24 protein-coding genes are annotated in these 26,186 nt (G+C 49.8%); 11 read left to right on the forward strand and 13 right to left on the reverse strand.

The window, feature by feature from the left end; genetic code table 11:
* Positions 1-7: 7 nt before the first annotated feature.
* Both ACJJI0_RS18940 and ACJJI0_RS18945 read right to left on the reverse strand, forming a co-directional pair.
* The gene (locus ACJJI0_RS18940; RefSeq protein WP_252084591.1) at positions 8-256 is read right to left on the reverse strand and encodes a hypothetical protein; all 249 of its coding nucleotides are present in this window, start codon (positions 254-256) and stop codon (positions 8-10) included.
* Positions 257-425: 169 nt separating this feature from the next.
* Entirely contained in the window at positions 426-1,364 is a 939-nt protein-coding gene (locus tag ACJJI0_RS18945; protein WP_444883783.1) for a D-2-hydroxyacid dehydrogenase, read from the reverse strand.
* 147 nt (positions 1,365-1,511) lie between these two features.
* Between ACJJI0_RS18945 and ACJJI0_RS18950 the strand changes: the two genes are divergently transcribed.
* Positions 1,512-2,414 carry an EamA family transporter gene (locus ACJJI0_RS18950; RefSeq protein ID WP_444883784.1) on the forward strand — a complete coding sequence of 301 codons (903 nt, stop codon included), beginning with the start codon at positions 1,512-1,514 and terminating at the stop codon, positions 2,412-2,414.
* A 28-nt stretch (positions 2,415-2,442) separates the two neighbouring features.
* On the opposite strand, the gene metG is transcribed toward ACJJI0_RS18950, so the two are convergent.
* Complete coding sequence (gene metG, locus ACJJI0_RS18955; protein WP_444883785.1) at positions 2,443-4,470, reverse strand: methionine--tRNA ligase; 2,028 nt, start codon at positions 4,468-4,470, stop codon at positions 2,443-2,445.
* Positions 4,471-4,684: 214 nt separating this feature from the next.
* Here metG and apbC point away from each other — a divergent pair, with 214 nt between their 5' ends.
* Both apbC and ACJJI0_RS18965 read left to right on the forward strand, forming a co-directional pair.
* Positions 4,685-5,836 (forward strand): iron-sulfur cluster carrier protein ApbC, encoded by a 1,152-nt coding sequence (gene apbC, locus ACJJI0_RS18960; RefSeq protein ID WP_252085959.1) that lies wholly within the window; start codon positions 4,685-4,687, stop codon positions 5,834-5,836.
* A gap of 737 nt (positions 5,837-6,573) precedes the next feature.
* Positions 6,574-6,966 (forward strand): hypothetical protein, encoded by a 393-nt coding sequence (locus ACJJI0_RS18965; RefSeq protein WP_444883786.1) that lies wholly within the window; start codon positions 6,574-6,576, stop codon positions 6,964-6,966.
* Between the two features lie 3 nt (positions 6,967-6,969).
* Here the strand turns inward: ACJJI0_RS18965 and trhO are convergent, their stop codons facing one another.
* The gene (gene trhO / locus ACJJI0_RS18970; RefSeq protein ID WP_444883787.1) at positions 6,970-7,971 is read right to left on the reverse strand and encodes an oxygen-dependent tRNA uridine(34) hydroxylase TrhO; all 1,002 of its coding nucleotides are present in this window, start codon (positions 7,969-7,971) and stop codon (positions 6,970-6,972) included.
* Between the two features lie 199 nt (positions 7,972-8,170).
* Here trhO and ACJJI0_RS18975 point away from each other — a divergent pair, with 199 nt between their 5' ends.
* Both ACJJI0_RS18975 and ACJJI0_RS18980 read left to right on the forward strand, forming a co-directional pair.
* Positions 8,171-8,431: a hypothetical protein gene (locus tag ACJJI0_RS18975; RefSeq protein ID WP_252084598.1), complete on the forward strand. Its 261-nt coding sequence runs from the start codon at positions 8,171-8,173 to the stop codon at positions 8,429-8,431.
* Between the two features lie 243 nt (positions 8,432-8,674).
* A complete protein-coding gene (locus tag ACJJI0_RS18980) occupies positions 8,675-9,184 on the forward strand; it encodes a hypothetical protein (protein ID WP_444883788.1) in 510 nt (169 codons plus the stop codon).
* Positions 9,185-9,422: 238 nt separating this feature from the next.
* Here the strand turns inward: ACJJI0_RS18980 and ACJJI0_RS18985 are convergent, their stop codons facing one another.
* The 4 genes from ACJJI0_RS18985 to ydiJ form a co-directional block, all read right to left on the reverse strand.
* Positions 9,423-9,824 carry a 3D domain-containing protein gene (locus ACJJI0_RS18985; protein ID WP_252084600.1) on the reverse strand — a complete coding sequence of 134 codons (402 nt, stop codon included), beginning with the start codon at positions 9,822-9,824 and terminating at the stop codon, positions 9,423-9,425.
* Between the two features lie 809 nt (positions 9,825-10,633).
* Positions 10,634-11,035 carry a 3D domain-containing protein gene (locus ACJJI0_RS18990; protein WP_444883789.1) on the reverse strand — a complete coding sequence of 134 codons (402 nt, stop codon included), beginning with the start codon at positions 11,033-11,035 and terminating at the stop codon, positions 10,634-10,636.
* A 517-nt stretch (positions 11,036-11,552) separates the two neighbouring features.
* Positions 11,553-12,305 (reverse strand): tetratricopeptide repeat protein, encoded by a 753-nt coding sequence (locus tag ACJJI0_RS18995; protein WP_444883790.1) that lies wholly within the window; start codon positions 12,303-12,305, stop codon positions 11,553-11,555.
* A gap of 68 nt (positions 12,306-12,373) precedes the next feature.
* A complete protein-coding gene (gene ydiJ / locus ACJJI0_RS19000) occupies positions 12,374-15,412 on the reverse strand; it encodes a D-2-hydroxyglutarate dehydrogenase YdiJ (RefSeq protein ID WP_444883791.1) in 3,039 nt (1,012 codons plus the stop codon).
* Between the two features lie 242 nt (positions 15,413-15,654).
* Here ydiJ and ACJJI0_RS19005 point away from each other — a divergent pair, with 242 nt between their 5' ends.
* From ACJJI0_RS19005 to ACJJI0_RS19015, 3 genes are read left to right on the forward strand one after another with little or no spacing between them, the layout of a single operon-like run.
* Entirely contained in the window at positions 15,655-16,617 is a 963-nt protein-coding gene (locus ACJJI0_RS19005; protein WP_444883792.1) for a YbgA family protein, read from the forward strand.
* 8 nt (positions 16,618-16,625) lie between these two features.
* Positions 16,626-17,561: a MerR family transcriptional regulator gene (locus tag ACJJI0_RS19010; protein WP_444883793.1), complete on the forward strand. Its 936-nt coding sequence runs from the start codon at positions 16,626-16,628 to the stop codon at positions 17,559-17,561.
* The gene (locus tag ACJJI0_RS19015; protein WP_444883794.1) at positions 17,558-19,036 is read left to right on the forward strand and encodes a cryptochrome/photolyase family protein; all 1,479 of its coding nucleotides are present in this window, start codon (positions 17,558-17,560) and stop codon (positions 19,034-19,036) included. Before ACJJI0_RS19010 ends, ACJJI0_RS19015 begins: the two co-directional genes overlap by 4 nt.
* Positions 19,037-19,131: 95 nt before the next feature.
* On the opposite strand, the gene ACJJI0_RS19020 is transcribed toward ACJJI0_RS19015, so the two are convergent.
* Positions 19,132-19,329, reverse strand: coding sequence for a CPXCG motif-containing cysteine-rich protein (locus ACJJI0_RS19020; protein ID WP_444883795.1), 198 nt, complete (start codon positions 19,327-19,329; stop codon positions 19,132-19,134).
* A gap of 328 nt (positions 19,330-19,657) precedes the next feature.
* Here ACJJI0_RS19020 and ACJJI0_RS19025 point away from each other — a divergent pair, with 328 nt between their 5' ends.
* Complete coding sequence (locus ACJJI0_RS19025) at positions 19,658-20,098, forward strand: YqaA family protein (protein ID WP_444883796.1); 441 nt, start codon at positions 19,658-19,660, stop codon at positions 20,096-20,098.
* Positions 20,099-20,250: 152 nt separating this feature from the next.
* Here the strand turns inward: ACJJI0_RS19025 and ACJJI0_RS19030 are convergent, their stop codons facing one another.
* Genes ACJJI0_RS19030 through ACJJI0_RS19045 form a run of 4 tightly spaced genes read right to left on the reverse strand, consistent with a single transcriptional unit; the run spans position 20,251 to position 23,388 of the window.
* The gene (locus ACJJI0_RS19030) at positions 20,251-20,577 is read right to left on the reverse strand and encodes a hypothetical protein (RefSeq protein WP_444883797.1); all 327 of its coding nucleotides are present in this window, start codon (positions 20,575-20,577) and stop codon (positions 20,251-20,253) included.
* A 47-nt stretch (positions 20,578-20,624) separates the two neighbouring features.
* Positions 20,625-21,557: a DUF4124 domain-containing protein gene (locus tag ACJJI0_RS19035; RefSeq protein ID WP_444883798.1), complete on the reverse strand. Its 933-nt coding sequence runs from the start codon at positions 21,555-21,557 to the stop codon at positions 20,625-20,627.
* A gap of 59 nt (positions 21,558-21,616) precedes the next feature.
* Entirely contained in the window at positions 21,617-22,339 is a 723-nt protein-coding gene (locus ACJJI0_RS19040) for an aspartate/glutamate racemase family protein (RefSeq protein WP_444883799.1), read from the reverse strand.
* A 29-nt stretch (positions 22,340-22,368) separates the two neighbouring features.
* The gene (locus tag ACJJI0_RS19045) at positions 22,369-23,388 is read right to left on the reverse strand and encodes a S41 family peptidase (RefSeq protein ID WP_444883800.1); all 1,020 of its coding nucleotides are present in this window, start codon (positions 23,386-23,388) and stop codon (positions 22,369-22,371) included.
* Positions 23,389-23,891: 503 nt separating this feature from the next.
* Between ACJJI0_RS19045 and ACJJI0_RS19050 the strand changes: the two genes are divergently transcribed.
* Positions 23,892-25,100, forward strand: a complete 1,209-nt coding sequence (locus ACJJI0_RS19050; RefSeq protein WP_444883801.1) for a pyridoxal phosphate-dependent aminotransferase — start codon at positions 23,892-23,894, stop codon at positions 25,098-25,100.
* Positions 25,101-25,234: 134 nt separating this feature from the next.
* Positions 25,235-25,711: an Lrp/AsnC family transcriptional regulator gene (locus tag ACJJI0_RS19055; protein WP_226644702.1), complete on the forward strand. Its 477-nt coding sequence runs from the start codon at positions 25,235-25,237 to the stop codon at positions 25,709-25,711.
* Positions 25,712-26,186 lie beyond the last annotated feature (475 nt).

Consider the following 26,186-nt stretch of genomic DNA (forward strand, 5'->3'; position numbering starts at 1 on the left):
TTTGGCTTTATTTAAAAAGCTTGGCGATTGCCCAGCCGACCACAAAAGCACAGCCGACTGCGAGGATCGGTCTTTCCCGCAGGGAAGACTCCGCTTTTTCCATAACCTCTGAAGCGCGTTGCCTCTGTTGCTGGACAGAAGATCTCGCTCTCTGTCTCAGGTTTTCAGCAGCATCAGAAGCGGCCTCTCCTGCGAGATTATAGGCCTGTTGCAGCTTATCCCTGCTGGAGTTATGTGGAGATCTTGCAGTTGCCATCGGGTTGCTCCTTTTCAGGGGATGATTGCCGCAGAATTCTATAGTCGCAGCAATCAATTCACAGAAGCATTGGCTCTTTATTTAGGGTAATAAAAAATAACTCCGAACTGTTTTGGTGAATTTAGTTATATCGCTATTGATCGGTGTCTCTACAGGGGGCTGATGGCATTTATGGTGTGAGTGTCCGTTTCCAGGCCTCAATATTGTTTACCACACCATCGAGTAAGCGCTGGCGGCTCTCACGGCTGATCCAAGCGTTGTGAGGCGTGACAATCAGGTTGGGAATATCAGTGGCCAGTAGGGGGTGACTCGCCGGTGGGGGCTCTTCACTCAAAACATCCAGTGCGGCGCCGCCGAGCTTTCCACTGCGCAGTGCGTCGGCCACGGCCTCCTCATCCACCAAGCCGCCCCGTGCGGTATTGATCAACAGTGCGCCGGGTTTCATGTTGGCGATAAAATCGCGATCGATCAATTTCTCCGTCTGCTTCGTGAGGGGGCAGTGCAGACTGATTACATCAGATTCCTTTGTAAGCTGCGCCAATGGTGCCCGGTCAGCGCGTTTTTCTCCACTGAAGGATTCCGCCACCAAAATCTGCATATCCAGGGCTTCCCCCAGTTTGGCGACCCTTTGCCCTAATTCACCATAACCGATTATTCCCAGGGTTTTACCAGCTAGTTCTACGACAGGATGATCGAGTAAACAGAAAATTTCCGACTGACTCCAGCGGCCGGTCATGACGTCCTGATGGTAGTGATGCCAGCGGGAAGCGAGGGCGAGAATTAGTGCCAGGGTGTGCTGTGGTACCGAAGCGCCGGCGTATCCCTGCACGTTGCGCACGGGAATGCCCAAGTCCTGTGCGGCTTGCAGGTCAATATTATTCGTGCCTGTAGCGCACACACAGATCAGCTTGAGAGAGCGGGCCTGCTCCAGAAGCGTGCGGTCCAAAACCACTTTATTAGTAATAACTACGTCCGCATCGGCGATACGTTCGGCGGTTTGCTTGGCTGTGGTCTCATAGAAATCCCAATGATCTAGACTGTTTTTTAGGGACTGTATATTCAACTCCCCAAGTTTCATGGTCATTGCGTCCAGAAATACTCCGCGCATGGAATCTCCTCAATTTCCTGTGTGAGATAGCGGCATGCTACGTCAGCAGAGGTCGAATGCAATGGCTTTTATAGGACGGCTGCAGATCTTGTAGGGTTGGCTACGGTTTGTTTACGGGCCTTTCTGTCACAAATGAAGAGGGCCTTTATGGGAATATCGATAACTGCAGCATCATTGGTTTTAATCTCGGCATTTCTTCACGCGGGCTGGAATTTACTGGGAAAATCCCGCACCCCCTCCCCAGCTTTTTTCTGTATCGCCACCCTTAGTGTGGGTTTACTACTTCTCCCCCTTGGTCTCTGGGTCCTGTCACAGGCTCATTCACTGCCGCGTGCTTTCTGGTTGTTGTTACTGGCCAGCGGTTTTTTTCAGATGATTTATATGGGGGGGCTGGCATTGGCCTATCAGCGCGCCGATATCAGCCTGGTTTACCCCATCGCACGGGCTCTGCCGGTACTCCTTGTGGCACTGGCAACGGTGTTGTTAGGACAGATTCTGCCCTGGCAAGCCTGGCTGGGCATGTTGTTGGTGACGATCGGCTGTTTGCTGGTGCCGCTGGTGTATTTTCGTCAATGGCACTGGAGCGTGTACTGGAGAGCGGACTGCGCCTGGGCTCTGGTAGCGGCACTGGGTACGGTGGGATATTCATTGGCGGATAAGGGCGCACTGCTTTATTTGGAAGAGGCGCTTGGCGACGCGGTAACACCTGCGGTGGTGGCGTATAGCTACTTGGGCTTGCAGTTTTTTGTCAGTGGAGTCTGGTTACTGTGTGGCTGTATGAGTCGAGTGGGGCGTGGACAATTATTAGAAAATCTGCGGGATTTGAAGGTTGGTATCTTGACCGGCCTGATGATGGGAGCGACTTATGGACTGGTGCTGCTGGCGATGACGATGACGGAAAATGTGAGCTACGTGGTCGCTTTACGCCAGCTCAGTATTCCATTGGGAGTGGGATTTGCTATTTGGCTGTTGGGAGAACCGGCACACAGACCCCAGCTGTTAGGCGTAGGGCTGGTGTGCGCCGGTTTAATTGCGGTATCGCTGCGCTAAGGTGGACAGTGTCCACCTCCAAAATAAATTACATTACGCGCATACCGGGCTTGGCGCCTGTGTGGGGTTCGAGAATCCACAGGTCTTTACCGCCTGGACCGGCGGCCAGCACCATGCCTTCACTCACACCAAAACGCATTTTGCGCGGAGCCAGGTTTGCTACCATAACGGTGTGCTTGCCCACCAGGTCTTCCGGCGCATAGGCACTCTTGATACCGGCGAATACCTGGCGGGTCTCTCCGCCCAGGTCCAATGTCAAACGCAGCAGTTTGCCGGCGCCCTCGACGTGTTCCGCCTCGGCGATCAGGGCGATACGCAAGTCCACTTTGGCAAAATCGTCGAACTGGATCTGCTCGGCGATAGGGTCTTCTGCCAGCGGGCCACTGGCCGCTTTGACTTCAGCCTGTAGCTGGGCCAGTGATTCCTGTGCGGCTTCCATCACCGCATCTACCTGGGTTTTTTCCACCCGTTGTAGCAGCGGTTTAAATTTTTTGATCTCGTGGTCCGCTAGCGGTGTGGTGGCCTGGGTCCAATCCAGCTCACTGTTGAGGAATTCCGCTGCCTTTTGCGCGGTATTGGGTAGTACCGGTGCCAGCCAGGTGATCAGGGCGCGGAACATATTTACGCCTTGAGAGCAAATCGCCAGTACTTCGGCTTCAGTGCCTTCCTGTTTGGCAAGGGACCAGGGTGCCTTGTCGGCGATCCAGGCATTGGCGGCATCGGCCAGGGCCATTATGTCGCGCATGGCGCGTGCGTATTCGCGCTGCTCGTAGTAATCGGCAATACGCGGTGCGGCCTCGACAAATTGATTCCACAGCTGTTCATCGGCCAGTTCGGTGGCGAGCTTGCCGCCGGCCTTACTGACAAACTTGGCGGTGCGCGAAGCGATATTGACCACTTTGCCCACCAGATCGGAATTTACCTTGGCAATAAAATCGTCGAGGTTGAGGTCCAGGTCATCCACGCCCGCAGTGAGTTTGGCGGCGAAGTAATAGCGCAGATATTCCGGGCTCAGATGGTCCAGGTAGTTGCGGGCATTAATAAAGGTGCCACGGGACTTGGACATTTTCTTGCCGTTAACGGTGAGGAAGCCGTGTACGCACACTTTATTGGGGGTGCGGAAATCGGCGGAGTCCAGCATGGCCGGCCAGAACAGGGCGTGGAAATTGACGATATCCTTGCCGATAAAGTGATATACCTCGGCATCGCTGTCTTTTTTCCAGTAATCGAGCCAGTCGCTGCCATTCTTATCACAGTAATTTTTCAGGCTGGCCATATAGCCGATGGGGGCGTCCAGCCATACGTAAAAGTATTTGCCCGGCGCATCGGGGATTTCAAAACCGAAGTAAGGCGCATCGCGAGAGATGTCCCACTCCTGCAATCCCTCTTCGAGCCACTCAGCCAGCTTATTGGCTACTTCATCCTGCAGGGTTCCGGAGCGGGTCCAGTTGCGCAGGAACTCGGTAAAGGCGGGGAGAGTGAAGAAGAAGTGTTCTGACTCTTTTTCCACCGGCGTGGCGCCAGAGATGGCGGACACTGGATCAATCAACTCCGTGGGGCTGTAAGTGGCACCACAGGCCTCACAGTTGTCACCGTACTGATCGGGAGTGCTACAACGGGGGCAGGTGCCCTTGATATAGCGATCCGCCAAGAAGAGTTGTTTCTCCGGATCGAAGGCCTGAGTGATGGTGCGCGAAGCGATGTGGCCATTTTCACTGAGGCGGCGATAGATCATAGCGGACAGCTCGCGGTTCTCCTCCGAGTGGGTGGAGTGGTAGTTGTCCACGCCGATTAGGAAGTCGGCGAAATCCCGCTCGTGCTCCGCCTGCATGTTGGCGATATGTTGCTCCGGTGTCAGACCCAGCTGCTCAGCTTTGAGCATGATTGCGGTGCCGTGCGCATCATCGGCGCAGATGTACAGGCAGTCGTTACCGCGGGAGCGCTGAAAACGCGCCCAGATATCGGTCTGGATATATTCGAGTATGTGGCCCAGGTGCAGGGAGCCGTTGGCGTAAGGGAGTGCGCTGGTGACTAGGATTTTGCGCGTATCGGGCATCGGTTTTTCCATCGCTGTGGGGTTGCGGCCGGAGGCTCCGCTGGAGTGGCCGGAGATCGTCAAAAGACGGCGAAATATAGCAGATTTGTACTATGCCGGGGAGGTGTGGGCCATGCTCGTGTATAAAGCGGTCGGGATTGAGCCCGTCGCTGGCGCTGGGCCGCTTCATCCGACACAATGCGGTTCTGACAAGAAGCACCTAGAGGGAGATACCGTGAGCGATCACCACCACGATCATGAAGAGTTATCAAAGGAAGTGCAGGCCGAACTGGAGCGTCTGGCAGAGTGCCTTGGTCAGTTGCAGGACCCGGCCAGTGGCCTGCCGCTGGATCAACTGGATGCAGATATTGAGGTGGGCTACGAAGATGATACCGTGTACGTCGGTATTACCCTCGGCTACCCCTGCGCAAGCCAGGAAGTACATTGGCGCAAGCGGGTTACCGAGGCCTGTGAGCCCCTGATGAAGAGTGGTCCCCTAGGCGGCCACGGCTTGCAATTTGAATTATTCAGCGATATCCCTGCCACCTCATCGGCCAACGCTCCAGAGCCATTGCGTGGCGTAAAGAATATTGTCGCAGTTGCTTCTGGTAAGGGTGGCGTCGGCAAGTCCACCACAGCCGTGAACCTGGCCTTGGCGCTGGCGGCAGAGGGTGCGCGGGTCGGGTTACTTGATGCGGATATCTATGGTCCCAGCCTGCCCACCATGCTTGGTACCGAAGGGGTCCGCCCGCATGTGAAGGAACAGAAGTTCTTCGTGCCAGTGGATGCATTAGGTATCGAGACAATGTCTTTGGGGTACTTGATGACTGAGGATACCCCGGCAGTTTGGCGCGGCCCTATGGCCAGTGGTGCACTCAATCAAATTCTCACACAAACACTTTGGTGTGATGCCAAAGAAGAGCTGGATTATTTAATTGTGGATATGCCCCCGGGTACCGGAGATATCCAGCTGACTCTGGCGCAAAAAACTACTTTGGCTGGTGCGGTGATTGTGACTACACCACAGGATTTGGCGTTGAAGGATGCTATCAAAGGCGTGGAGATGTTCCGCAAGGTGTCGGTACCAGTGCTTGGTATTGTTGAGAATATGGCCCTTCATACCTGTTCCAAGTGTGGCCATAGTGAGCCGATCTTCGGCATAGGTGGTGGTGAGCGTATCGCTGAGGAATACGATACCCACCTGCTTGGCGAATTGCCTCTGGCACAGAAAATTCGCGCCGATATCGATAGTGGTCGTCCCAGTGTAACCGCAGATCCCGAGGGTGAAATTGCCGGTTTCTACCGGGAAATTGCCCGCAAAGCTGCAGCCCAGGTTTGGTTGAATGCCAGCAGCGACGAGGAACTGCCGGAAATCGAAATTAGTTGAACCCAACCGCGATATTGATCACAAAGCATTAACTTTTTATTTTTTGTGGTTTTTTAAAGGGGCAAAACTCCCTATATTGAACTCCTTCGGGCGCCTCTGTGAAATTTCGTTTTTGCAGGAGCGCTCAATCTTGATAAGCCAGAATTTAACGCAGGCTTTTCATGTCTCTGTAAAGATTCGTAATAATGACTTGTGTTGATGGCTCGCAGTTGAGCCATTGAAAAATGGGTCTTTAAATAATTTATTTATTGCGATTTTGTATTTACGGCGCCTTCGCTCGCGCTAGTGTGCCTGTTAGCCTTTATTGGTACGCTGCCGAGTTAATCGTCAGGGTTTTAGTATTTTTTTAACAGACCCAATTTATTCTGTAGATACTTATGGCAGTTTTGCCTATGGCTGCTCGAATTCAGCCTCTGCGGTAAAAAGAGTAAGTATTCCTGCTGAATATCCTCTGGCAATCGTCAAGGTATTTATGTGATTTTACTTTTTATTGGAGGGACAACTCGGATAATCAGAAAAGCCGCGATAATCCACGGAATATACCGGGAGATGTTTAGTCGGTTCGTGGATAACACTCGGTTGCGTGGTACAGACATACTGCGCCGAGGGCAATAATATCAGGAGTGCAAACCTGTGGTGGCCACCGTGTTATTGGTCTCAGGTAGGGCATACATCAGGCATTGCAGTAGCTGTAGTCGATAAAAATAACAAAGACAAAAGCGCGAGTGCTTTCATCCATGAATTTTAATATTAGCTATCGACCGATAGGGGGTATAGCGCGGGTTTTATTTTATGGGCCCGTGGGATTTGCAGAAAAAATGGAGGCGGCTGCCCGATTGGTAGAAAAGTACCGCCACCGTGTACCTTTGCGGGTATTACTGGATATGCGCTATGCGCGCACGAGGGTTACCCTGGAGGAGCAGCGGCAGTTCACCAGCTTTATAGCCGAGCATCCGGTGTTGCGCTGCGCTTATATTGCCGTTTTACATCCGCGCAACCGCTGTACTTCCCCCCTGTCGACCGACGGCACCTGCCTGTGCCGGCATAGTTCGCGGGAATTTGTTGCCGAAGCTGAGGCTGAGGCCTGGCTCACCCAGATCAAGGGCACTCCCAGGCCGGGACTTCGCTGATTACTACGCCTGCTGGGTTTTGGCCTGCTGAGCTTCCGCCTGGCGGCGCCGCTCTTCTTTTTTCTGCAGGCGTTTAGCGGTAGTCATTTCACGGGCATCTTGGCCCATGTGTTTTTCCCCGCGTTTTTTCGCCAGTTGAATCTGCTTCTCGCGCTCGCGGAAGCGGTGGCGATCGGCGTCACTCACTTTGTCATAACAATGCGGACAGCTAACTCCCTGCTCAAACTGTTCTGACTGCTGGTCCTCCTTGGTGATAGGCATACGGCAGGCATTGCACTGATCGTACTGGCCTTGCTCCAGATCGTGGTTGACGGTGACGCGTTCATCGAAAACAAAGCACTCACCCTCCCACAGAGATTCCTCTTTGGGTACTTCTTCCAAGTACTTGAGGATGCCACCGTGCAGATGGTAAACCTCTTCAAAGCCCTGTTCTTTCAAATAGGCGGTGGACTTTTCACAGCGGATACCGCCAGTGCAGAACATGGCGACTTTTTTGTGCTTGGCTGGATCCAGGTTCTCTTTGACGTACTGAGGGAACTCTCGGAAGGTTTCGGTATTGGGGTTGAGAGAATCTTTGAAAGTACCTACCTGGAATTCATAGTCGTTGCGGGTATCCACAACAACGACTTCCGGGTCGCTGATTAGGGCGTTCCAGTCTTTTGGTTTGACGTAGGTGCCAACCACTCGGCGGGGGTCAATGCCCTCTACGCCCATAGTGACAATCTCTCTCTTCAATTTGACCTTGCTGCGCAGAAACGGCATCTCGCCAGTGTAGGACTCCTTGTAATCCAGCTCGGCAAGGCGCTCGTCTGATTTCAAGTAGGCGAGGATGGTGTCGATGCCCTCGCGGGAACCAGCAACAGTGCCGTTAATGCCCTCTCGGGCCAAGAGTAGGGTGCCGCGCACTTGGTTTTCCAGCATAACGTCAAGCAGGGGAGTGCGCAGAGACTCAAAGTCCTCCAGAGTGACGAACTTGTAGAGTGCACAGACAACGAATTGATTCATGGTACTTCCTTAAATGCAGTCCGGAGCGTAAATCCGGGGCAGAAAAAATCGCCGCGCATTTTATCGCAAAAAAAACAGCTTGTCGTACATTTAGCAAGCGCTCCAGCTGTTGTCCCAGCACAACAATATTTGTTGACCGGGGAGCCGCAACTTGTCAAAGTTCTGGCCGAATTTTCAGGGTCATAGCGAGGTGAACCCCATGGGCGAAGAATTTGCACCGAAAGAGTCAGAATTGAGCCAGATCTACCGCGAGGGCGAGGTATCTGTGCAAATCGATATATTCGAGGATGGTGAGGGCGGTTGGCTGCTCGAAATTGTCGATGAGAATAACAATTCCACCGTGTGGGAGGATGCCTTTGAGACAGAGCAGGATGCCCTTGAGGAAGCATTGGACGCTTTGCGGGAAGAGGGCATCTCTACTTTTGTCGGCCCTGTTCAAGAAGCGGATGGCGGCTGGTAGATAGTTTTGCTGTGACCTCAAAGTGCACCTGCTGCTGGTGGATGTCTTCCCGGTAGTCCTGGGAGGCGGCTCTTTGCGCCCAATATGCCGATAACTGCTATGGTTATGGTGAAGGGAATCGCGACTGTGTGACAGCACACCCCAATCACAGCGCCGTCGCGAGGCAACTGTGGAGCTTTTGTCTCCGGCGGTGCTACCAAACCAGCGGTTGCCTTCCCCATGATAATGCGCGGTATTTTTATCATGGTCTGCTTGCAGATCCCGCCCCTTCCCCTCCATGCCGACCCCTTGGTGCCACTTGCCCAACAGCAGCTTTATGCAGACCTCAAGGAGGTTCGCCTAGTTGCGAAGCTGCATGGTTACGCAATAGTGGCGGGGCGCCACTGCATTGATTGCGATGAGAATCTAGCGATTTATATACGCCGTATTGCCAGGCCGGGTGATGTAGTTGGTAATAATCAGTCAGATGGTGATCGTTATACCTATCCGGGGCGGTATCTCGACTATATGACGAAAAAGCTGGTAGAAAAAACCCGCATGTTTTACGGCTATTGCTATGAGGGGCTGCCTTCACTGTTATGGTTGACCGAGTACCGGTCGGGGGATGTTTGGATCAAGTCTGAATACCTGCTTTTACTCACGGGTGAAAATCTGGAGCACCGTTACGTAGAGGGGCATCAGCCGAGTGTTTTCCATTTGGAGAGTGCGAACTGTAAGGAATTACCGGGGATTTTGATGGAAATGGAGCCCTAGAAATTGTGGCCTTTTTCAGTCATTTGAGGAGAGAGTGAGCCGGCATTGTTTCAGGGGCTTCTTTGCATAAGGGCCTCGAGAGAACAATTATAGTGCTCTCTAATCAAGTCCTTATTAATAATGGACCGGTAAGTAATTAGCGGTCATCCACTTTTTACTCTGATTCCTACTTTACGACAGAAATAAAAAAACCCCGCTGGAGGGCGGGGCCAAAAGGGTCGTTGAAATCAGTTCTGCTTTACTTTACCGGTTCAAAAACAATTTTCAGTTTCTTCTTACCCCAGGCGCGAGCCTTGCGGATATCTTTTTCCATCCAAACATCAATACGGTTTGTGAAGCGTTTGTTCATGCGGTCACGCACAGTGTAAGTACCGGGCAGACCTTCAATCTGTACTTTAGCGCCGTTGGTCAGGCCGTGCTTTTCCAAGTCACGGGAAACGGCAATGATTTTATCGCCTGGACGCAGGCGGTTGTTCCAGGCAGCTACCCAAGGGTCGCTATCTGTCTGGCCGGGCACCGAGTTATACGCGGTAGCGTCGACAACCATGGTTTTCTTAAGAGCGGCTGATGCATTGACACTTACACCAATAGCAAGCAGGGCGGCGATGAAAAAAGCAGTGTTACGCAGAGTCTGTTTCATGATGTCCCATTACCTCCAGGAATCAAATGGTCGCAAGCCAAAAGATGCTTACGAAATTTCCAAGTGCTTTTGGAAATGGTTGATTAATATTTAATCAACGCCGGTTATATTACTGGGGATTTGGGTTGAGGCAACTTTTTCTTATTTGGCGACAAAAGGCCTTAAAGAATGGCTGGTTATTGTGAGTGCTTAAAACCAATAACCCTTTTTAGTCTTACTTTTAAGATTTTTGTTTGTGATTAGACGCTACTACTGGTTACAGAATTCCTATTTTTTTCTGATTAAGAAATTTCATTTTTTAGGTGGGATTTGCAGTGACAGCGATGTCATTCTACGGTTTACAAACTATTTTCTTGGATCGGCTTTCTAATTCGTACGAGAAAAGTAAAAAATTTCCCTGAAACTATTTGTGACCATTCCGCCAAAACTGTCTGCTTTGCAGGGAAAACCTGATTTTAGGTGGAAAAACTGCTTCGTCACTGATTTTTTTGGCAAAGAAATGGGGTAAATAAGAGCTAAAGGGTGGCTACCCAACTCTGTTGTAGAGGCTCGACTATCTGTGGTGAGACTATAGGAAGTAGACTCTGCTGCAGAGATACAGAGATGCAGAGATGCAGGGATGCAGAGATCTCTTCTTTCAACGTTCCAAGCGCATAAGTTTGAATAAGCCTCTAACTAATCATTACTAATAATCGATGGCATAAAGTTAGAGAGCAGTAATTCTCTCTATTGATTGTTTACCTAACGGCAGAAATAAAAAAACCCCGCTGGAGGGCGGGGCCAAAAGGGTCGTTGAAATCAGTTCTGCTTTACTTTACCGGTTCAAAAACAATTTTCAGTTTCTTCTTACCCCAGGCGCGAGCCTTGCGGATATCTTTTTCCATCCAAACATCAATACGGTTTGTGAAGCGTTTGTTCATGCGGTCACGCACAGTGTAAGTACCGGGCAGACCTTCAATCTGTACTTTAGCGCCGTTGGTCAGGCCGTGTTTTTCCAAATCACGGGAAACGGCAATGATTTTATCGCCTGGACGCAGGCGGTTGTTCCAGGCAGCTACCCAAGGGTCGCTATCTGTCTGGCCGGGCACCGAGTTATACGCGGTAGCGTCGACAATCATGGTTTTCTTAAGAGCGGCTGATGCATTGACACTCACACCAATAGCAAGCAGGGCGGCGATGAAAAAAGCAGTGTTACGCAGAGTCTGTTTCATGATGTCCCATTACCTCCAGGAATCAAATGGTCGCAAGCCAAAAGGTGCTTACGAAATTTCCAAGTGCTTTTGGAAATGGTTGATCAATATTTAATCAACGCTGGTTATATTACTGGGGATTTGGGTTGAGGCAACTTTTTCTTATTTGGCGACAAAAGACCTTAAAGAATGGCTGGTTATTGTGAGTGCTTGAAATCAATAACCCTTTTTATTTTTATATTTAAGGGTTTTGTTCGCGCTTATACGCTATTGATGGTTACAGAATTCCTATTTTTTTATGATTAAGAAATTTCATTTTTTAGGTGGGGTTTACAGTGACAGCGATGTCATCCTACGGTTAACAAGCTATTTTTCCGGATCGGCTTTCTAATTCAGATGAGAAAAGTAAAAAATTTCCCTGAAACTATTTGTGACTGCCCCACCAAATTAGTCTGAATTGAAGAAAAAACGTGGTTTAACGCAGCAAAACGGCTTCGTCGATTCATTTTCTGGCAAAGAATTTGGGGAAAAGTGAGGGCTAAAGGGTGGTTCCCCGGTTCTGCTGTACCGGTTCTACCTGCTGGCGAAGCGCAGCCAAATAGTCACTATCCTCTTTTAGGTCGGGTAATTTGTGCTGTAAATCCAGTTCTACCGCTTTCTCCAGCCAACGAATGGCCTCTTCAAGATTTCCTTGCCACTCACATACCTGCCCAAGATTGAAATAAGTAATAGAAAGGTTGTGCCATTCCTCCTGATTGAGCAGACCTTCCAGGGCACTTTTATAGAGGAGATAAGCAGTGCTGAGGAGGTGTTCACGTTGCGTGGCCAACTCTTCGCTGGCAGCTTGGCGGTGGTAAGTGTGTGCCAGGGCAGAGCGCACTCTTGCGCTGGAGTGAGGTAGTTGTGCACCTGAATCCAGGTAGCGCAGAACTGATTGAAACTGGGCCCGCGCCAGCGGGTAGAGATCTGGCCTCGATTTGGCCCCCAAGGCATTTAGTACTATGCCGTAGCGGTAGCGCAGGGTGTGCTGCTGGGAGGGATAGGCGCCGAGAGCGGAAATGGCTTTTTCATAGAGTGGCAAGGCATCGCCAAAATTACCCTCGCGGGCGAGTGCCTCCGCTTCGTTGACCCAGTGGATCGCCCCCAGGGTTTCTCCCCCGTGAGATTGAGCGCTGTGAGTCTGGGTATTGTTGGGGAGAACGTCCGAAATAAGGGAGACTGCCGCTAATAGTGCGGTTAGGCAGAAAAGTGCATAAAAAAATATGTATAAATGAGGCAGTGGTTTATGCATAGGGATTTTCACGCTTGGCCCGATGACGTATGGGGCCATAGTTACGGCCCTCATACGTCAGTAAATCCCTAGTTATCGAGTTGTGCCAGTAATCCCTGCAGAGGATGGCGCAGACTAACACCTGCAAAGCGGCTGGCTTGGCAGCGGCAGGAGTATCCGGTGGCGAGTTGGTTGTGCTCCCCACCATTGAGTTTGGGAGCCCAGGACTGCTGGAAGATCACCCGCGATGTTTCCTTATGCGCGGTCTCGTGGCCATAGGTCCCAGCCATACCACAGCAGCCGAGATTTTCACTCTGCAGCTCCAGGCCCAGGGCGGCGAATACCGTTTGCCAATCCTTGAGTGAGGCGGCGGCATTGGTTTGCTCGGTGCAGTGCGGCAGTAGTTGAAAGCTGCCAGGTTTTACCCGAGCGCGCTGTTGCTGCAGGTGATCTTCTTGTTGAACCAGCCATTCTTGTAACAAATGTACTTTCGGAGCGCGTTCCCCTAGGAGTTTCTTGTATTCAGAGCGATAGGTAAGGGTCATGGAGGGATCAATGCCCACCAGGGGGATGCCGCTCTCCGCCAGGTTGTTAAGCATCTCACTATTGCCTTCGGCAATTCGTTGGAACTGGCGTAAAAAACCATGAACGTGGAGGGGTTTGCCGTTGGCCCGATAGGGAGCGAGAATCGGCACAAAGTCCAATTGTTTGAGCAGGCGCAAAATATCCGCTACCACTTCGGCATCAAAATAGCTGGTGAAGGCATCCTGCACAATGATGACCGCGCGGCTGCGCTGGGAGGGCCCCAGAGTATCCAGGCAGGCTTTTGTAGCGGTGGGTACTCCCAGTTCTCTCATGCTGGTTTGCAGGGTTTTTTGTGAGAGCTGTGGGCTGTCCACCATGCCGAAAACACGCTCCATCAAAAAAGATACAGGCTTCAGCTTTAGCGGCCAGTTGTACAATTGCGGTAGTCTGGCTAGATGCGGCATCAGGAATTCCAGTCCGCCCACGGCGTAATCCTTTAGCGGGCGTAGGTAGCGGCTGTAATAAAGCTCCAAAAACTTGCTGCGAAATTCCGGCACATCCACGCGAATAGGGCATTGCCCTACACAGGATTTACAGGCTAGGCAGCCCTGCATGGCTTCATTGACTTCGTGGTTGAAGTCGTACTCGCCGCGGGTTTTTGCCAGGGTATTTACGATGCGTTTGGGCAGGCCGACAAAAAAAGAGCGCTCGCGGTATTTACGCGCGCTGGCTACTGCGTCTACATCGTGTTTACTCAATAGACGCAACCATTCTCGCATCAGCGAGGCACGCCCTTTGGGGGAATGGATCCGGTTGCGCGTGGCCTTGTAGGAAGGGCACATGGCATCGTCTGGATTCCAATTAAAACAGGCACCGTTGCCGTTGCAGTGCACACCCTCGTCGTATCCCTCCCATACTTGCGCGGGAATTTGTCGATCGTATTCACCGCGGGTGCTCACCACATCAATTTTCAGCAGGCTGGCGCTGTCATTGGGTGTGGCAATTTTGCTGGGGTTTAATTGATTGCGTGGATCGAAAGCGGATTTAATTTTCTGCAGCTCGGGATACAGCTCTCCGAAAAATTCCGGGGCATATTCGGAGCGAACGCCTTTGCCGTGTTCTCCCCACAGCAGCCCTTTATACTTTTGTGTCAGTGCTACCACCCGGTCGGTGATGGGACGAATTTGTGCGGCCTGTTGGGGATCTTTCATATCTATTGCCGGGCGTACATGTAATACGCCGGCATCCACATGGCCGAACATACCGTAGTCGAGGCCGGCCTCATCCAGCACTGCGCGGAATTCGGCAATAAAATCGGCCAGGTTTTCTGGTGGTACGGCAGTATCTTCTACAAAGGGAATCGGGCGCTTTTCCCCCTGGGCGTTGCCCAGCAAACCCACCGCGCGTTTGCGCATGGCCCAGATACGATTCACCTCGGCGTGGCCGCGGGCGACAGAATAGCCGAAGCTCTTGCCTGGCTGGCCAATGGCAGCCTCGATATGTGCAATAAATTGCTGCAGAGCTTTTTCCAGTTCCTCCTCGGTATCTGCAGCGTACTCCACCAGGTTGATACCCTTGACCGGGCGATCCTCTGCGGGAAAAAATTCACTGACGCTGTGCCAGACGATATCTTCCATGGCCAGTTGCAGTACTTTGCTGTCCACTGTTTCGATCGACATGGGGCCTGCGCCCATTAAGTCCTTGGCATCGCGCAGTGCTTCCTGGAAGTGGTCGTATTTTAAATTGACCAGAGCCACACACTTGGGAATGGGCAGCAGATTGAGTTTGGCTTCAGCAATAAATCCGAGGGTGCCTTCGGAACCGCACAATACGCTGTTGAGATTAAAGCGGTTGCCTTCACGAATATGGGCCAGGTCGTAGCCGGTGAGGCAGCGATTGAGCTTGGGGAATTTCTGCTCGATGAGTTCGGCTTTTTCCCTGGCAATCTTGTCACAGGTTTTATGCACCTCTGCAACGCGGCTATTTTCAGCGCATATTTCTTGTAGCTGAGCGTCCCCTATAACAGTGGAGTGCCACAGCTCCCCGCCCATTAACACTGTGTGTAATTCCAACACGTGATCGCGGGTTTTGCCGTAAACACAGGATCCCTGGCCTGAGGCATCCGTATTGATCATGCCACCGATGGTAGCGCGGTTGCTGGTAGAAAGTTCTGGCGCAAAAAACAGGCCGTGGGGTTTAAGTGCGGCATTCAACTGGTCTTTTACCACGCCAGCCTGTACGCGAACCCAGCGCTCTTCCACATTGATCTCAAGGATCTGGTTCATATGGCGGGAGATATCCACCACCAGCCCATCGGTAAGCGATTGGCCGTTAGTACCGGTGCCACCGCCTCTGGGTGAGAGCACTACGGAGTGGAACTCCTCCTGTTCGGCCAGTTCCGCCAGTAGTTGCAGGTCGCGGTGATTGCGTGGGTATACCACTGCCTGAGGTAGAACTTGGTAAATAGAGTTATCGGTCGCTAAAACGGTGCGGCTGGCGTAACTGGGTGTGGTGTCACCGCGGAAACCCGCGTCTGCAAGCTCCTGCAAAAACTGCAAATAGAGCGCCTGAACCTCGTCGACTTCGCGCAATGCTGGAATCATGAGCTAATCCGTACTTTCGGGGAGGAGGAGGCCGCAAATTGCCGGGGTAGCTGGTGAGATAAAGAATCACAGCCCTGCCGCTCGGTAAAAATGCGGCCCTGCATTGTAGCTATGGTGTGTATGGGCGCAAGCGGCCATAGAGACTTGATTACTTTCCAAAAGTTGTACAAAGCTATCTCTTGTACAACTAGTTGTGAGAGTCTATAAAAGAAGAACGTGAACCGATTCTGTGCAGCAAAACTATGCATATACAGCTCTTGTCTCAAAAAATTCCGGTGGGCATTAGCCGCTGCGCCGTGGGTGATCCGGTGCGTTACAACGGCAGCCACAAGCACAGTAAAGTCTGCACCCAACTGCTGGGCAATTGTTTTGACTTGCAGGCTTACTGCCCGGAGGTTGCCATTGGCATGGGCGTGCCCAGACCGCCTATTCACCTTATTGTGAGTGACCGGTTGCGTGCGGTTGGCCGGGAAGATCAGAACTTAGATGTTACCGAGGCTCTAGAGGACTATGCGGATACGATTGTCCCTGAAGTGGAGAATCTGCGTGGTTTTATTCTGATGCAGAAATCTCCCAGCTGTGGAGTGCGAACCACTCCCCACTATAAAGAAGATGGTACCGGGGTGCTGGCGCACGACTCCGGCTTATTCGCGGCACGCCTGCGCCAGCATTTTCCCCATTTGCCTATGGAAGAAGTGGGGCGGCTCAATGCCAGCGATTTACGCGAGAATTTCCTCACCCGTGTTTTTGCTTACGACGCCTGGCATCGCTATGTGGCCACCGACCTGCGCCCAGCCAGGGTCATTGAATTTTACACCGCTTATAAATATCTACTGTTGGCGCACAGTCAGCCAATGACCCGTGCACTGGGTCAGTTTGTTTCTAACTCGCGCGCATTGCCGGTGGAGGAGTTTGCCTATGAGGTGAGAGGTAAAATAATGGAGATTCTCAGCCAGTTGGCCAGCCGTAAGGACCGCACCAACGCCTTGATGCACAGCCAGGGCCACCTGAAGAGCTACCTGAGCAAAGAGGAGAGAGCCGAGCTGGCGCTACTCATTGACGAATACCGTCAGGGTAATAAGCCTTTGTCGGCAGTGCTAACGATGTTGCGCCATTATTTGCCGCGCACTCCTCACCAGTTTATCCACAGCCAGGTGTTGCTCGCCGCTGAGCCGGCAGAGCTGGGTCTGTGTGAATTTCGCTGAGAATTGTGATGGTTGAGATTGCCCCCCCTACTGAAGCCAGCTTACCAATTCGTGAGGTAGCGCGTCGTACCGGCGTGCACCCTGTCACCCTTCGGGCCTGGGAGCGGCGCTACGGCCTGTTAACACCGGCCAGAACCAGCAAGGGGCACCGACTTTATAGTGAAGAAGAGGTCAGGCGTATCGAAGAGGTACTGGCCTGCCTGGCCCGAGGTGTAGCTATTGGACAGGTGCGGGAATTATTGGCACGTGGTCCATCCTCCCTGTCAGCCAAAGAGAGAGAGGCAAACACTGCAGGTGGTTGGCGTGAGATGATCGATGAAGCCTTAAACTTGTCACAAAACTTTGACGAGCCAAAGCTTCGCAAGCAACTGGACCACTGGATTTCCACCTTACCGGCATCACTATTACTCGATCATTGGCTCAAGCCGCTGCATACCGAGTTGGCTAGGCTGAGGCGATCGCAAGCCGCGCAAGGTTTCTTTTGGCAGCTGGTTAATGAACAGTTGTTATTGGCCAACGGCATAGCTCGCAGAAATTTAAGTAAAGATCGTTTGGCTTGCGAGAGTCGAGTCCTATTGCTGGATTTCCCCGGTGAAGATCAGCGGGCCTTTGTGCAATTATTTTGCGCCACACTTTTGGCTGCCGGTATTGGCGTAGTGGTTTTGGATTATCGGGCCGTTCTGCCGGGGCTTACTGAAAATATGAGAAAGCTGGATGTGCATGCGCTGCTCTGGTACAGCCATCGGGCACAGCCAAAACCCTTACTTGAGGAGGAATTACCACGCTCATTTCAGGAGCTAAGCAAGCCTCTAAGGCTTGTGGGGGATTTCGTAGAGTTACAGTCTGCCAGCTTGGATAACCTAAAGAAAATACCGATGATATCAGTATTATCAGGTACTACAGACTTCGTGGTAACGCAACTGCGGGAGCAGCTGAAGCGATGAGCCGTCAAATATCAATACAGCGGGGCCTAGTCTGGTTCCGCAGCGATTTGCGTATACAGGATAATTCGGCGCTGTATCATGCCAGTACTCGATGCGAACAATTGGCCGCAATTTTTATCGCCTGTCCAGAAACCTGGAAAAACCACGATGAAGGCGATGCACTGGTTTCTTTTCGTATGGCCTGCTTGCAGAAACTCCAAGGGCAGTTGCAAACTTGCAATATTCCCCTGTACTTCCTCGAAGTCCCTGAGTTTTCTTTGGTTCCGGAGGCGCTGCAGCAAATTATTCAGCGTCTGAAAGTAGAGGCATTGTTTGCCAATGCTGAGTATCCTCTGAATGAGCTGCGTCGAGACAATGCCGTTCGAGAAAAACTGCTGGAACACAATGTTTCGGTTGAATACTACAGTGACCGCACCTTATTACCGCCAGGAGCAGTGAGAACGGCGAGTGGTGATCCCTACAAAGTGTTTACCCCTTTCAAGCGTGCCCTAATCCAGTTATGTGCAGGGAGCGAGGTTAAGCCCTTGCCCACGCCCAGGAAAATACCACCTTCTGCCAATAGCAAACATTGGCCGAAGTGGTTCGCAGTGGATGTAAAAGGTAATCGAAAACTAACGCAGAAAATTCCTAGCCAGTTATTGGGCTACTCGCTCAATATTGATGGATCAGGTAGGGTTAAAGGTTGGGAGAGTGGTGAGCAAGCTGCGCAAAAGTGCTTGAAAGTTTTTGCCAAAATTATTGATCAATATCAGGCCGAACGAGATTTTCCAGCGAAAGATAGTACCTCTCGCCTTTCCCCTTATTTAAATAGTGGAGCTATTTCTATTCGCCAGTGCGTCAAGATGGCCCTCAGCCAGAATAAAGGCCTTTGGCAGGGTGGAGATGAAGGGATTGCCTGCTGGATCAGCGAACTTATCTGGCGGGAATTCTATACACATTTACTGACTGACTTTCCCCGCTTGAGTATGGGCAGGCCATTTAAAGAGGAAACAGAACAAATTCCTTGGCGCTATGATGAAGGATTATTTTCCCTTTGGGCAAGTGGAGAAACCGGAGTGCCTATTGTCGATGCTGCAATGCGCCAGCTAAATGAAACCGGCTGGATGCACAACCGCTTACGAATGATTGTCGCCTCGTTCTTGAGTAAAAATATGCTGATCGACTGGCGTTGGGGTGAACGCTACTTTATGCAGCACTTGATTGATGGTGACTTTGCCTCAAACAATGGCGGTTGGCAATGGACCGCCTCAACCGGTACGGATGCAGCACCTTATTTCCGGGTATTTAACCCTTATAGCCAGTCGCAGAAGTTCGATCCTAACGGAGAGTTTATTCGACATTATGTGCCGGAAATTTCCTCACTAAGTAATAAGGAGATTCATGAGCCCCCAATGATTGAAGGGTATCCCCAAGTAATTTGTGATGTGAGTGCCGGGCGCAAGCGAGCGATAGAGGTATTTGCCAACCTTAAATAACCATGTTCAGAGGCAGGTTGGTAGGCAGAGATAAGTTTTGTAGAGCAGGTACTCTAGATAAATAGAAGAGAACTATGTCGACTATTTGATAGTATTCAAAACGACTCATCCTCCCTGTATAAATTGATAGAAATAGAGCCCTCTAGGTCAGCGGTAACGTGAAAAACTATGGGCTTACAGCAGACCTGGCAGTCTTCTATATATTCTTGCGGAAGTACAGAAATATCAATGAGTGTACTAAAGTGTTCGCCGCAGTAGGGACATTGAATAGTTTCTTCTAGGATTGGGTTCATGCTGGAGTAAAGTCTATCTAGTTCGAGATTTTTGAATTTTAGGTTAAAGCCTACGTAAAATGCCAGAATGATTTTATTTCTAGTTGAATGTCTGGAGTGATATTTTGAAATTCTATCTTTCTGTAATTATTGCTAACTTGCTAATAAGTTAGCTAGGAAATTAGTAGTGTTGGGGAGTTGAGGTATGTGATTGCTCAAGGGGAGTATATTTATTTTCTTGAGTATGGGTATTGACAGTTTTAGGGGTTAATGCAAGGGTAAGATAGTAAATTTTTTTGCATAAACCCTATAGGATTCTTATGGTTTTCCTGGAGGATGTTTTTGTTAAATGGGGAGTTTGGTCGAATTAGGCTTTGTCGGTCTTTTTGTTTCAGCATTTCTAGCGGCAACAATCTTGCCAGTAAGTTCGGAGATCGTATTAACCACTCTGCTGATCAATGGTTTTTCTCCAGTTGCATTGGTGACTGTTGCAACAATTGGTAATGTGGCCGGTTCATTGGTGAATTATGCTCTTGGCTATTGGGCCAGTTTGGGTATTATAAAAAAATGGTTAAGGATGTCAGAAAATGAATTTGTAAAGGCTGAGCAGCGTTTTAAAAAATATGGCCTGATTTCATTAGCTTTTGCTTGGGTTCCAGTTGTTGGAGATCCATTAACCGTTATGGCGGGGGTGTTAAGAATACGGCTGTTATGGTTTTTGATTTTGGTGACGGCAGGTAAGCTTTTGCGCTATGTGGTTGTTAGTTATATGGTGTTGCAGGTTTCCTGAATTTGGGAGGCTTGACTGCGTTGTTTGCTGAGCTATAAGCGAGTAAATTTCATATAAAATCCATGAGTGTTATATTCTGGCTATATGTACTAAATGGTCGGTCCTCATCAGTTGATGGAGTGCTGAGGGGAAGGCGCCCTCAGTTACTCAAGTCAGCTATTTAGAAAAGAGTCTTTTCCCCTGATTTGATAAAACAGTGAAGCCAGGCCAAAAATAAAGCCTATGGGCGAAGTTATTAGGCTGAGTAATGCAGCAATAATGCCGGGAATTTTATAAATTCTAGCCCCGCTTTTTATCTTTCCTCCTATGCTGATAAGTGCTGCACACCAGCTTAAAAATAAAATAGCTGGGGCTGCTGCTTTGATAGTAAAGGCCGCCCCCTGACTGTATATATAAATGGCAGTTAATAATATGCCAAACAAAAGTGTTAGCCACCCATTGAATTGAAGGAGCTTGCCTGCGACTCTTAAGTCTTTCATAGTTTAAACCGAATATTTTTTTGTCTAAATTTGCTTAAATCTTTGTTTTAAAAGTTGATATGTTTATCAGTTTCCCCACTTAACCAATTTCTCCAGTTGATTTCCAGACCTCTGATCCCGCCAATATAGTCTTTATCGACCAGATAATACGAGTGCGTACGATCACCACGCTCCAGCTTATGGACTAAACGAATTACAAAGCTTTTACCGACTGGTGTTGATAATAGAAAGTATAAAAATTGCCCGGCCTGTGCTTGTAAAGGCGCAGTCCCATTTCTTTGTGCATGTCGCCATCTTGTGTTAGGGAGCCTAAGGAATGTACTGATATCCATAAGCCTCTCATGGCGCTTGAGAGGATTTACCCATCTATAATTTTCCCAGTGACTAGTGATGCGCAGTTGCCCGTTCACTTTAGTGAGTGTTTCCATCTGCTCGGCCAAACCTTCATTTAACCAGGATTGGGCGTAGGGAGTGACAGTATCGGTTATTGCATGACTAACCTCGTGTTTAATAGTGCGGAATGTTCTGGCTCTATCCTCTTGGATGTAAACAATAATTTGGTTATCTTGAGAGAAATATATCCCATAAGAGGCTGATGGTTCTTTTCCCATTCTCTTTCTTAGGTGTTCGTAGTAGGCCTTTTTATCTTTTAGAATCAAGACCTTAACGGGTACCGTTTTATAAAAGTCAAAAAACAGAACGCGATCGTAAAATTCATAGACGAGGTTGACGTCTGTAACAATCTTGTTTAATTCCTGATTGCTCAGGTTGGTGTCAATGGCTTCGACGGAAATATCATATCGAGACCAATCAGACTTGTGCTTTCTAGGCTTAATAACTTCTTGTTTAACATGTTCTATTTTCTTGTCACTGAAGTGAACTTGACCATTCTCATCGGTCCACTTGTAGATATTGGCTGTCGCGCTTAGTGGAATTAGAGACAGAAGAGTAGCTAATACAGCTGGTAGGTGAGGAGTCACTGCTAGAAACTTTTAACTAATTGAAAGTTGGTACTATGATTCTTTGACTGACACCTGACTCAAGAGGCTACAATCGCCTCTTTTATCGCGGCCTCAGCTAAAAGGTGGTTAGAGTTTAACGTTGGTAACGCAGAATTACTATCATCGATAATCAATGGTATTTCGGTGCAACCCAAGACTACTGCATCACATCCATCCTGTTTGAGGTTGTTAATAGTGTCCTCGAAGTATTGCACTGTTTCCTGTCGAAATACCCCAGTGACTAACTCGCCCATAATCAGCTGCCCGATCCGTTTAACAGCCTTCTTAGGCGGCCGTAACCAACCTATGTTTGCGGTCTCTAGTTTGGACGGATAAACGTCGCTCTCAACTAACCATCGGGTACCGAGTAGGCCCAGCTTTCTATAGCCCTTGATGGTGGCTTCAGCAATAACACTGTCGGCAATATGTAGCCAGGGTAGGGGGGATCTCTCTATTACATAGTCAAAGGCTTGGTGAATAGTATTATCGGGGCAGATCAGAAAACAGGCCCCCTGGGATTTGAGCTTGTCAGCGGAAGAGAGCATTAGATCGCCAACTCTTTGAAGATCATTGGAATCTAAATATTCTACATATCGAGCCAGTGAATGAGTGTGCATGGATATCTCAGGGTGAGCATGTTCACCAAGATATTTACCACTCTCTGTGCAAATTGTTTTATAGCATAGGGCTGCACCCTCAGAGGAGCAGCCAACAACACCAATATGTTTTATCTGATTAAAATTCTTCTTTAAGTTCTTCATTCGAGGAAATCACTCAGGCTGAAGTTGATCTAGTTGAGTTTTTCTTTGTTAGTCATTACTTCTAACTGTTCACTAACTTCCTTGAGTTGTTGTGGGTTGTTTGTTGTGTTTTGAATGATATGTAGAGACTTTTGGTAAGCAATATCAAAAGCCTCCTCTTTTGAAGCGATAATATCTGGTAAAACGCCGGTACCTTCCCAGTTGCTTTTGGTAATTGGATTTACAGCTCTTGCGATAGGAATTGATACCTTGAACTCCTTATCAAGGCTGAGAAATTGTATGGGATGGGCTCCACCTTTGGTGACTTCGCCAATAATTGTGGCTCGTTCGAGATGTTTTAGATAATAAGTAAATGCTTCCGCGGCCGAAAAGGTATCTTTACTGGTTAAAACGAAGACTGGCACTTTGGCTTTTCTTTTGCCATTGAGGGTTTCGAAAGTCCAGAATTCGGTGGTGCTATCTGTTGCTCTCCAGTAAATACTGTTCAGGTGGGTGGGCTTCTCAAAAAGATAACTGCTAATTAGGCGGCCCATATTGCCATCACCGCCGCCATTATTTCTAAGATCGAAGATGATGGCATCGGTATCTTCAATCAAGGTCATTACGGCTTCTAGGCGTTTCTTTGAGACTTCGTTGACATGATCAAAGCCCCAGAAATCGATATAGCCAATGTTACCTTCGAGCACTTCAACGCGCGTAAAACCAGAATTTTTCCTGGCCAGTTTACTGAACCAATCCTCTCGCTTCGGTTGTTTCTTTGGGATGTTTGGATCGTACCAACGTACACCAAAATGCTTATCGTGTTTTTCCAGTGCCTTAGTAAGTAGATCGGCTGTTTGTTTTGGAGTTTTAATTTTTTTTAGGGCCTCGGAGTGTGCAATTTTTTGCAAGCTTTCACGAATTGAGGGGATGTTCTCCTGAAGTATATAGCGGTTGGAAATCTCAAACTCAAGCGCATCAATGAGAGACTTTTTTTGCTCTGCTGAGAAGGTGGCGGAGAAGCCGTGCGATGAGATAAGCAAGAATACAACCGCTAGATATTTCTTCATTACAGTAACCCTCTGTTTTCGTTATTCCCTCGAAATCAATATATGGGCCTGGATTGCAGAAAAAAGAGGCCGCCAAAGATAATTTCTGGCACATTTGCCTCAGTTAAGTCGGTAGGGAGGGGTTGACTGGGGGCTTGGCGGTAAGTGAAGGATGTATGACTCTTATCTTTTCTTCTGCTGTTGAAATGCGCCCAAGACTGAGCGCCATCTATGGAGTCTGGATTCGTTTATAGAGCCAGTTTGGAGAATCTGTTTCTGTGTGTGATCGGAGGGAGCAGATGTACTGGCATCTGCCTAATAGGCTGCTCGGTCGCCTGCGATAGATATTTTATGACCGGTTGATGTCAAATAGTCTATCCCACCTTTATGCGTAGACAATGTCTTCAGAATTTTCTGCGGTAATACCCATAGAAACTCCTGAGTAATGCGAAATATGCGGCTATATAGCGGTATAGATTACTTTGATGGTTGCTACCTTAGCAGGCATAAATGGCAGATAAATAGTGAAAAACGTGACAGATTTTACCCCCCAATTCAGCCTTCAAAGCGAGGCTCTGAACTGTGAGGATTCCAATGTCTGGGCGGTCAGTGACCGGGCCCATGATCTTGCCGATAAGGGGGAGGATGTCATTTTCCTCTGTGTGGGGGACCCCAACTTCGATACCCCCGAGCCAATTCTGGATTTTGCCCGCGCTCGCCTGGGTGTCGGGCGGACTCATTATTCTCCTGCCGCCGGTGAGCCGGTGTTGCGCCGAGCTATCGCGGATATCGAGAGTAAGGTATCACCCCATCCCTGCAATCCCGATGATGTTGTGGTGTTTCCCGGCGGTACCAATGCTATCTACGCAGTACTTTCCTGCCTGTTGAACCCTGGTGAGGAGATTGTTATCCCAGAACCGATGTATATCGGTTATGTCCCCATTTGTGACAGTCTCAGGCTGTCTGTAAAGCGCGTAGCCTGCCCGGCGGAACAGAATTTTGCGTTCGATGTGGGCTCGATCAAAGCGGCAGTCACCGAAGAGACCCGAGTGGTCATGATCAATACCCCGGTCAACCCCACCGGAGCAATGGCAACTCCCGAACAGTTGCGTGAACTGGCTGCCTTTTGCCGTGAGCGCAACATCTGGCTGGTGTCCGATGAAATGTACTCCATGATCACTTTTGCCCGCCGCCATACCTCATTGCGCACAGCAGCAGAGTCTCTGGACAATATTGTGGTGATTGATGGTCTGTCTAAGTCTCATGCCATGAGTGGTTGGCGTCTGGGCTGGGCGGTAGCGCGTGGCCCCCTGGTGGAGCGCCTTGCGGCATTCGCCGGAGCCACTATCTTCGGCTGTCCACAGTTTATCCAGGAAGCTGCGGCTTTTGCCCTGGAGTTCGATACCTATTTCGTGAAACAGATGCGTGACGCCTATGAGCGTCGCCGCAATTTGATCGTTGAGAGAATCGGCAAAATTCCGGGGCTTAGCTGTTACAGCCCGGATGCGGGTATGTTTGTGATGGTCAATGTTTCCGAGTTGGCCAGCTCTGGTCAGGTATTCGCCGAGGCCCTGCTAGAAGCCGAGCGGGTATCAGTATTGCCGGGTACACCTTTTGGTGAAAGTGCGGTGAATCATGTGCGTTTGACGCTAGCGGCCGATGACAGTGAGTTGTCACGCGCTCTGGACCGAATCGAGCGTTTTGTCACCTGCGCTAATCGCCAGGCTAGTTAACCCAAGTGGCGGTAGCCAGCTCTCAGCCTCTCTTGCCGGGGGCTGGCTTTTTCATCTCTGGAGGTTATAGAGTTTCAGCCTCCGGCGATTACCGCTATCCTTGCCCCCTTTCAGATTCAAAAGAAATCAGTTCCGTGAAAATTGACCGGCATAATTTGCGTATTTTGCAGGCTCTGCAAACTAACGCCCGTATTAGCAACCTGAATTTGAGTGAACAAATTGGCTTGTCGGAGAGCGCCTGCCTGGCCAGGGTGAAGCGCCTTACCAGTGAGCGTTATATCCGTGAGTTCCTTGCCGAGATCAATCTGGACAAGGTGCGCCACGCTGAGTTTTATGTGAATGTGGCCCTGAAGCGCCAGGATGCGCGCACCAGTGAAAACTTCCGGCGAATTATCAGTGATATCCCACAGATCGTTTCCTGCGTGAAGATGTCTGGTGAATTCGATTATATGCTGCGCTTTATTTGCCCTGATGCGGCAGATTTCAACCGGGTTTCCGAGCAGTTACTGGCCAATGAGGAGGCCGCTATCTCGCGTATGACTTCGCATTTGGTGATCGAGAAAACCAAGCCTTTTACCGGTTATCCACTGGAGCTTCTCTTCCAGGATTAGGAACAGGCCAGGCAGTGGGCAGGTTTAATGCCACTGCCTGCTCCTTATTTGTGGTGCGGCTTTCGTTTGCACTTTCTGACATGCTGGTCAAAAAGTGATCCTTATTCTTCGACGATACCTACAGCGAATAGAGACTGTTGCCAGCTGGTCAAGAATCCTTTCTCTTGCTTTCTTTGCTGTTTGTTCAATAGCTTGAAGCCCCAGCTCAAAGAGTTGAGCATGATTAATAGTTATCTAGCCTAGAGATTGCGGAGAGCTGCTCAGTCTGTGCCATGCGTATGACAATTTTGTTGCAGTAAACCCTGCCTTCTTGTACAAGCGTGTTAAATGTGGTGTCTCTAGTCGGCCAGATTAATTTCGGGCTGGCCCAGGTGGCGGGTGCCCATGTTGTTTTGAGTCGTTTTCTTCGGGGATTCTAATCGGTTGAATTAGCTGCCAGGCGGGTAGTCTGGCTTGATCCTGTGACGAATTTAAA

Source organism: Microbulbifer mixtoriginis (SeqCode) (genome assembly GCF_052466695.1).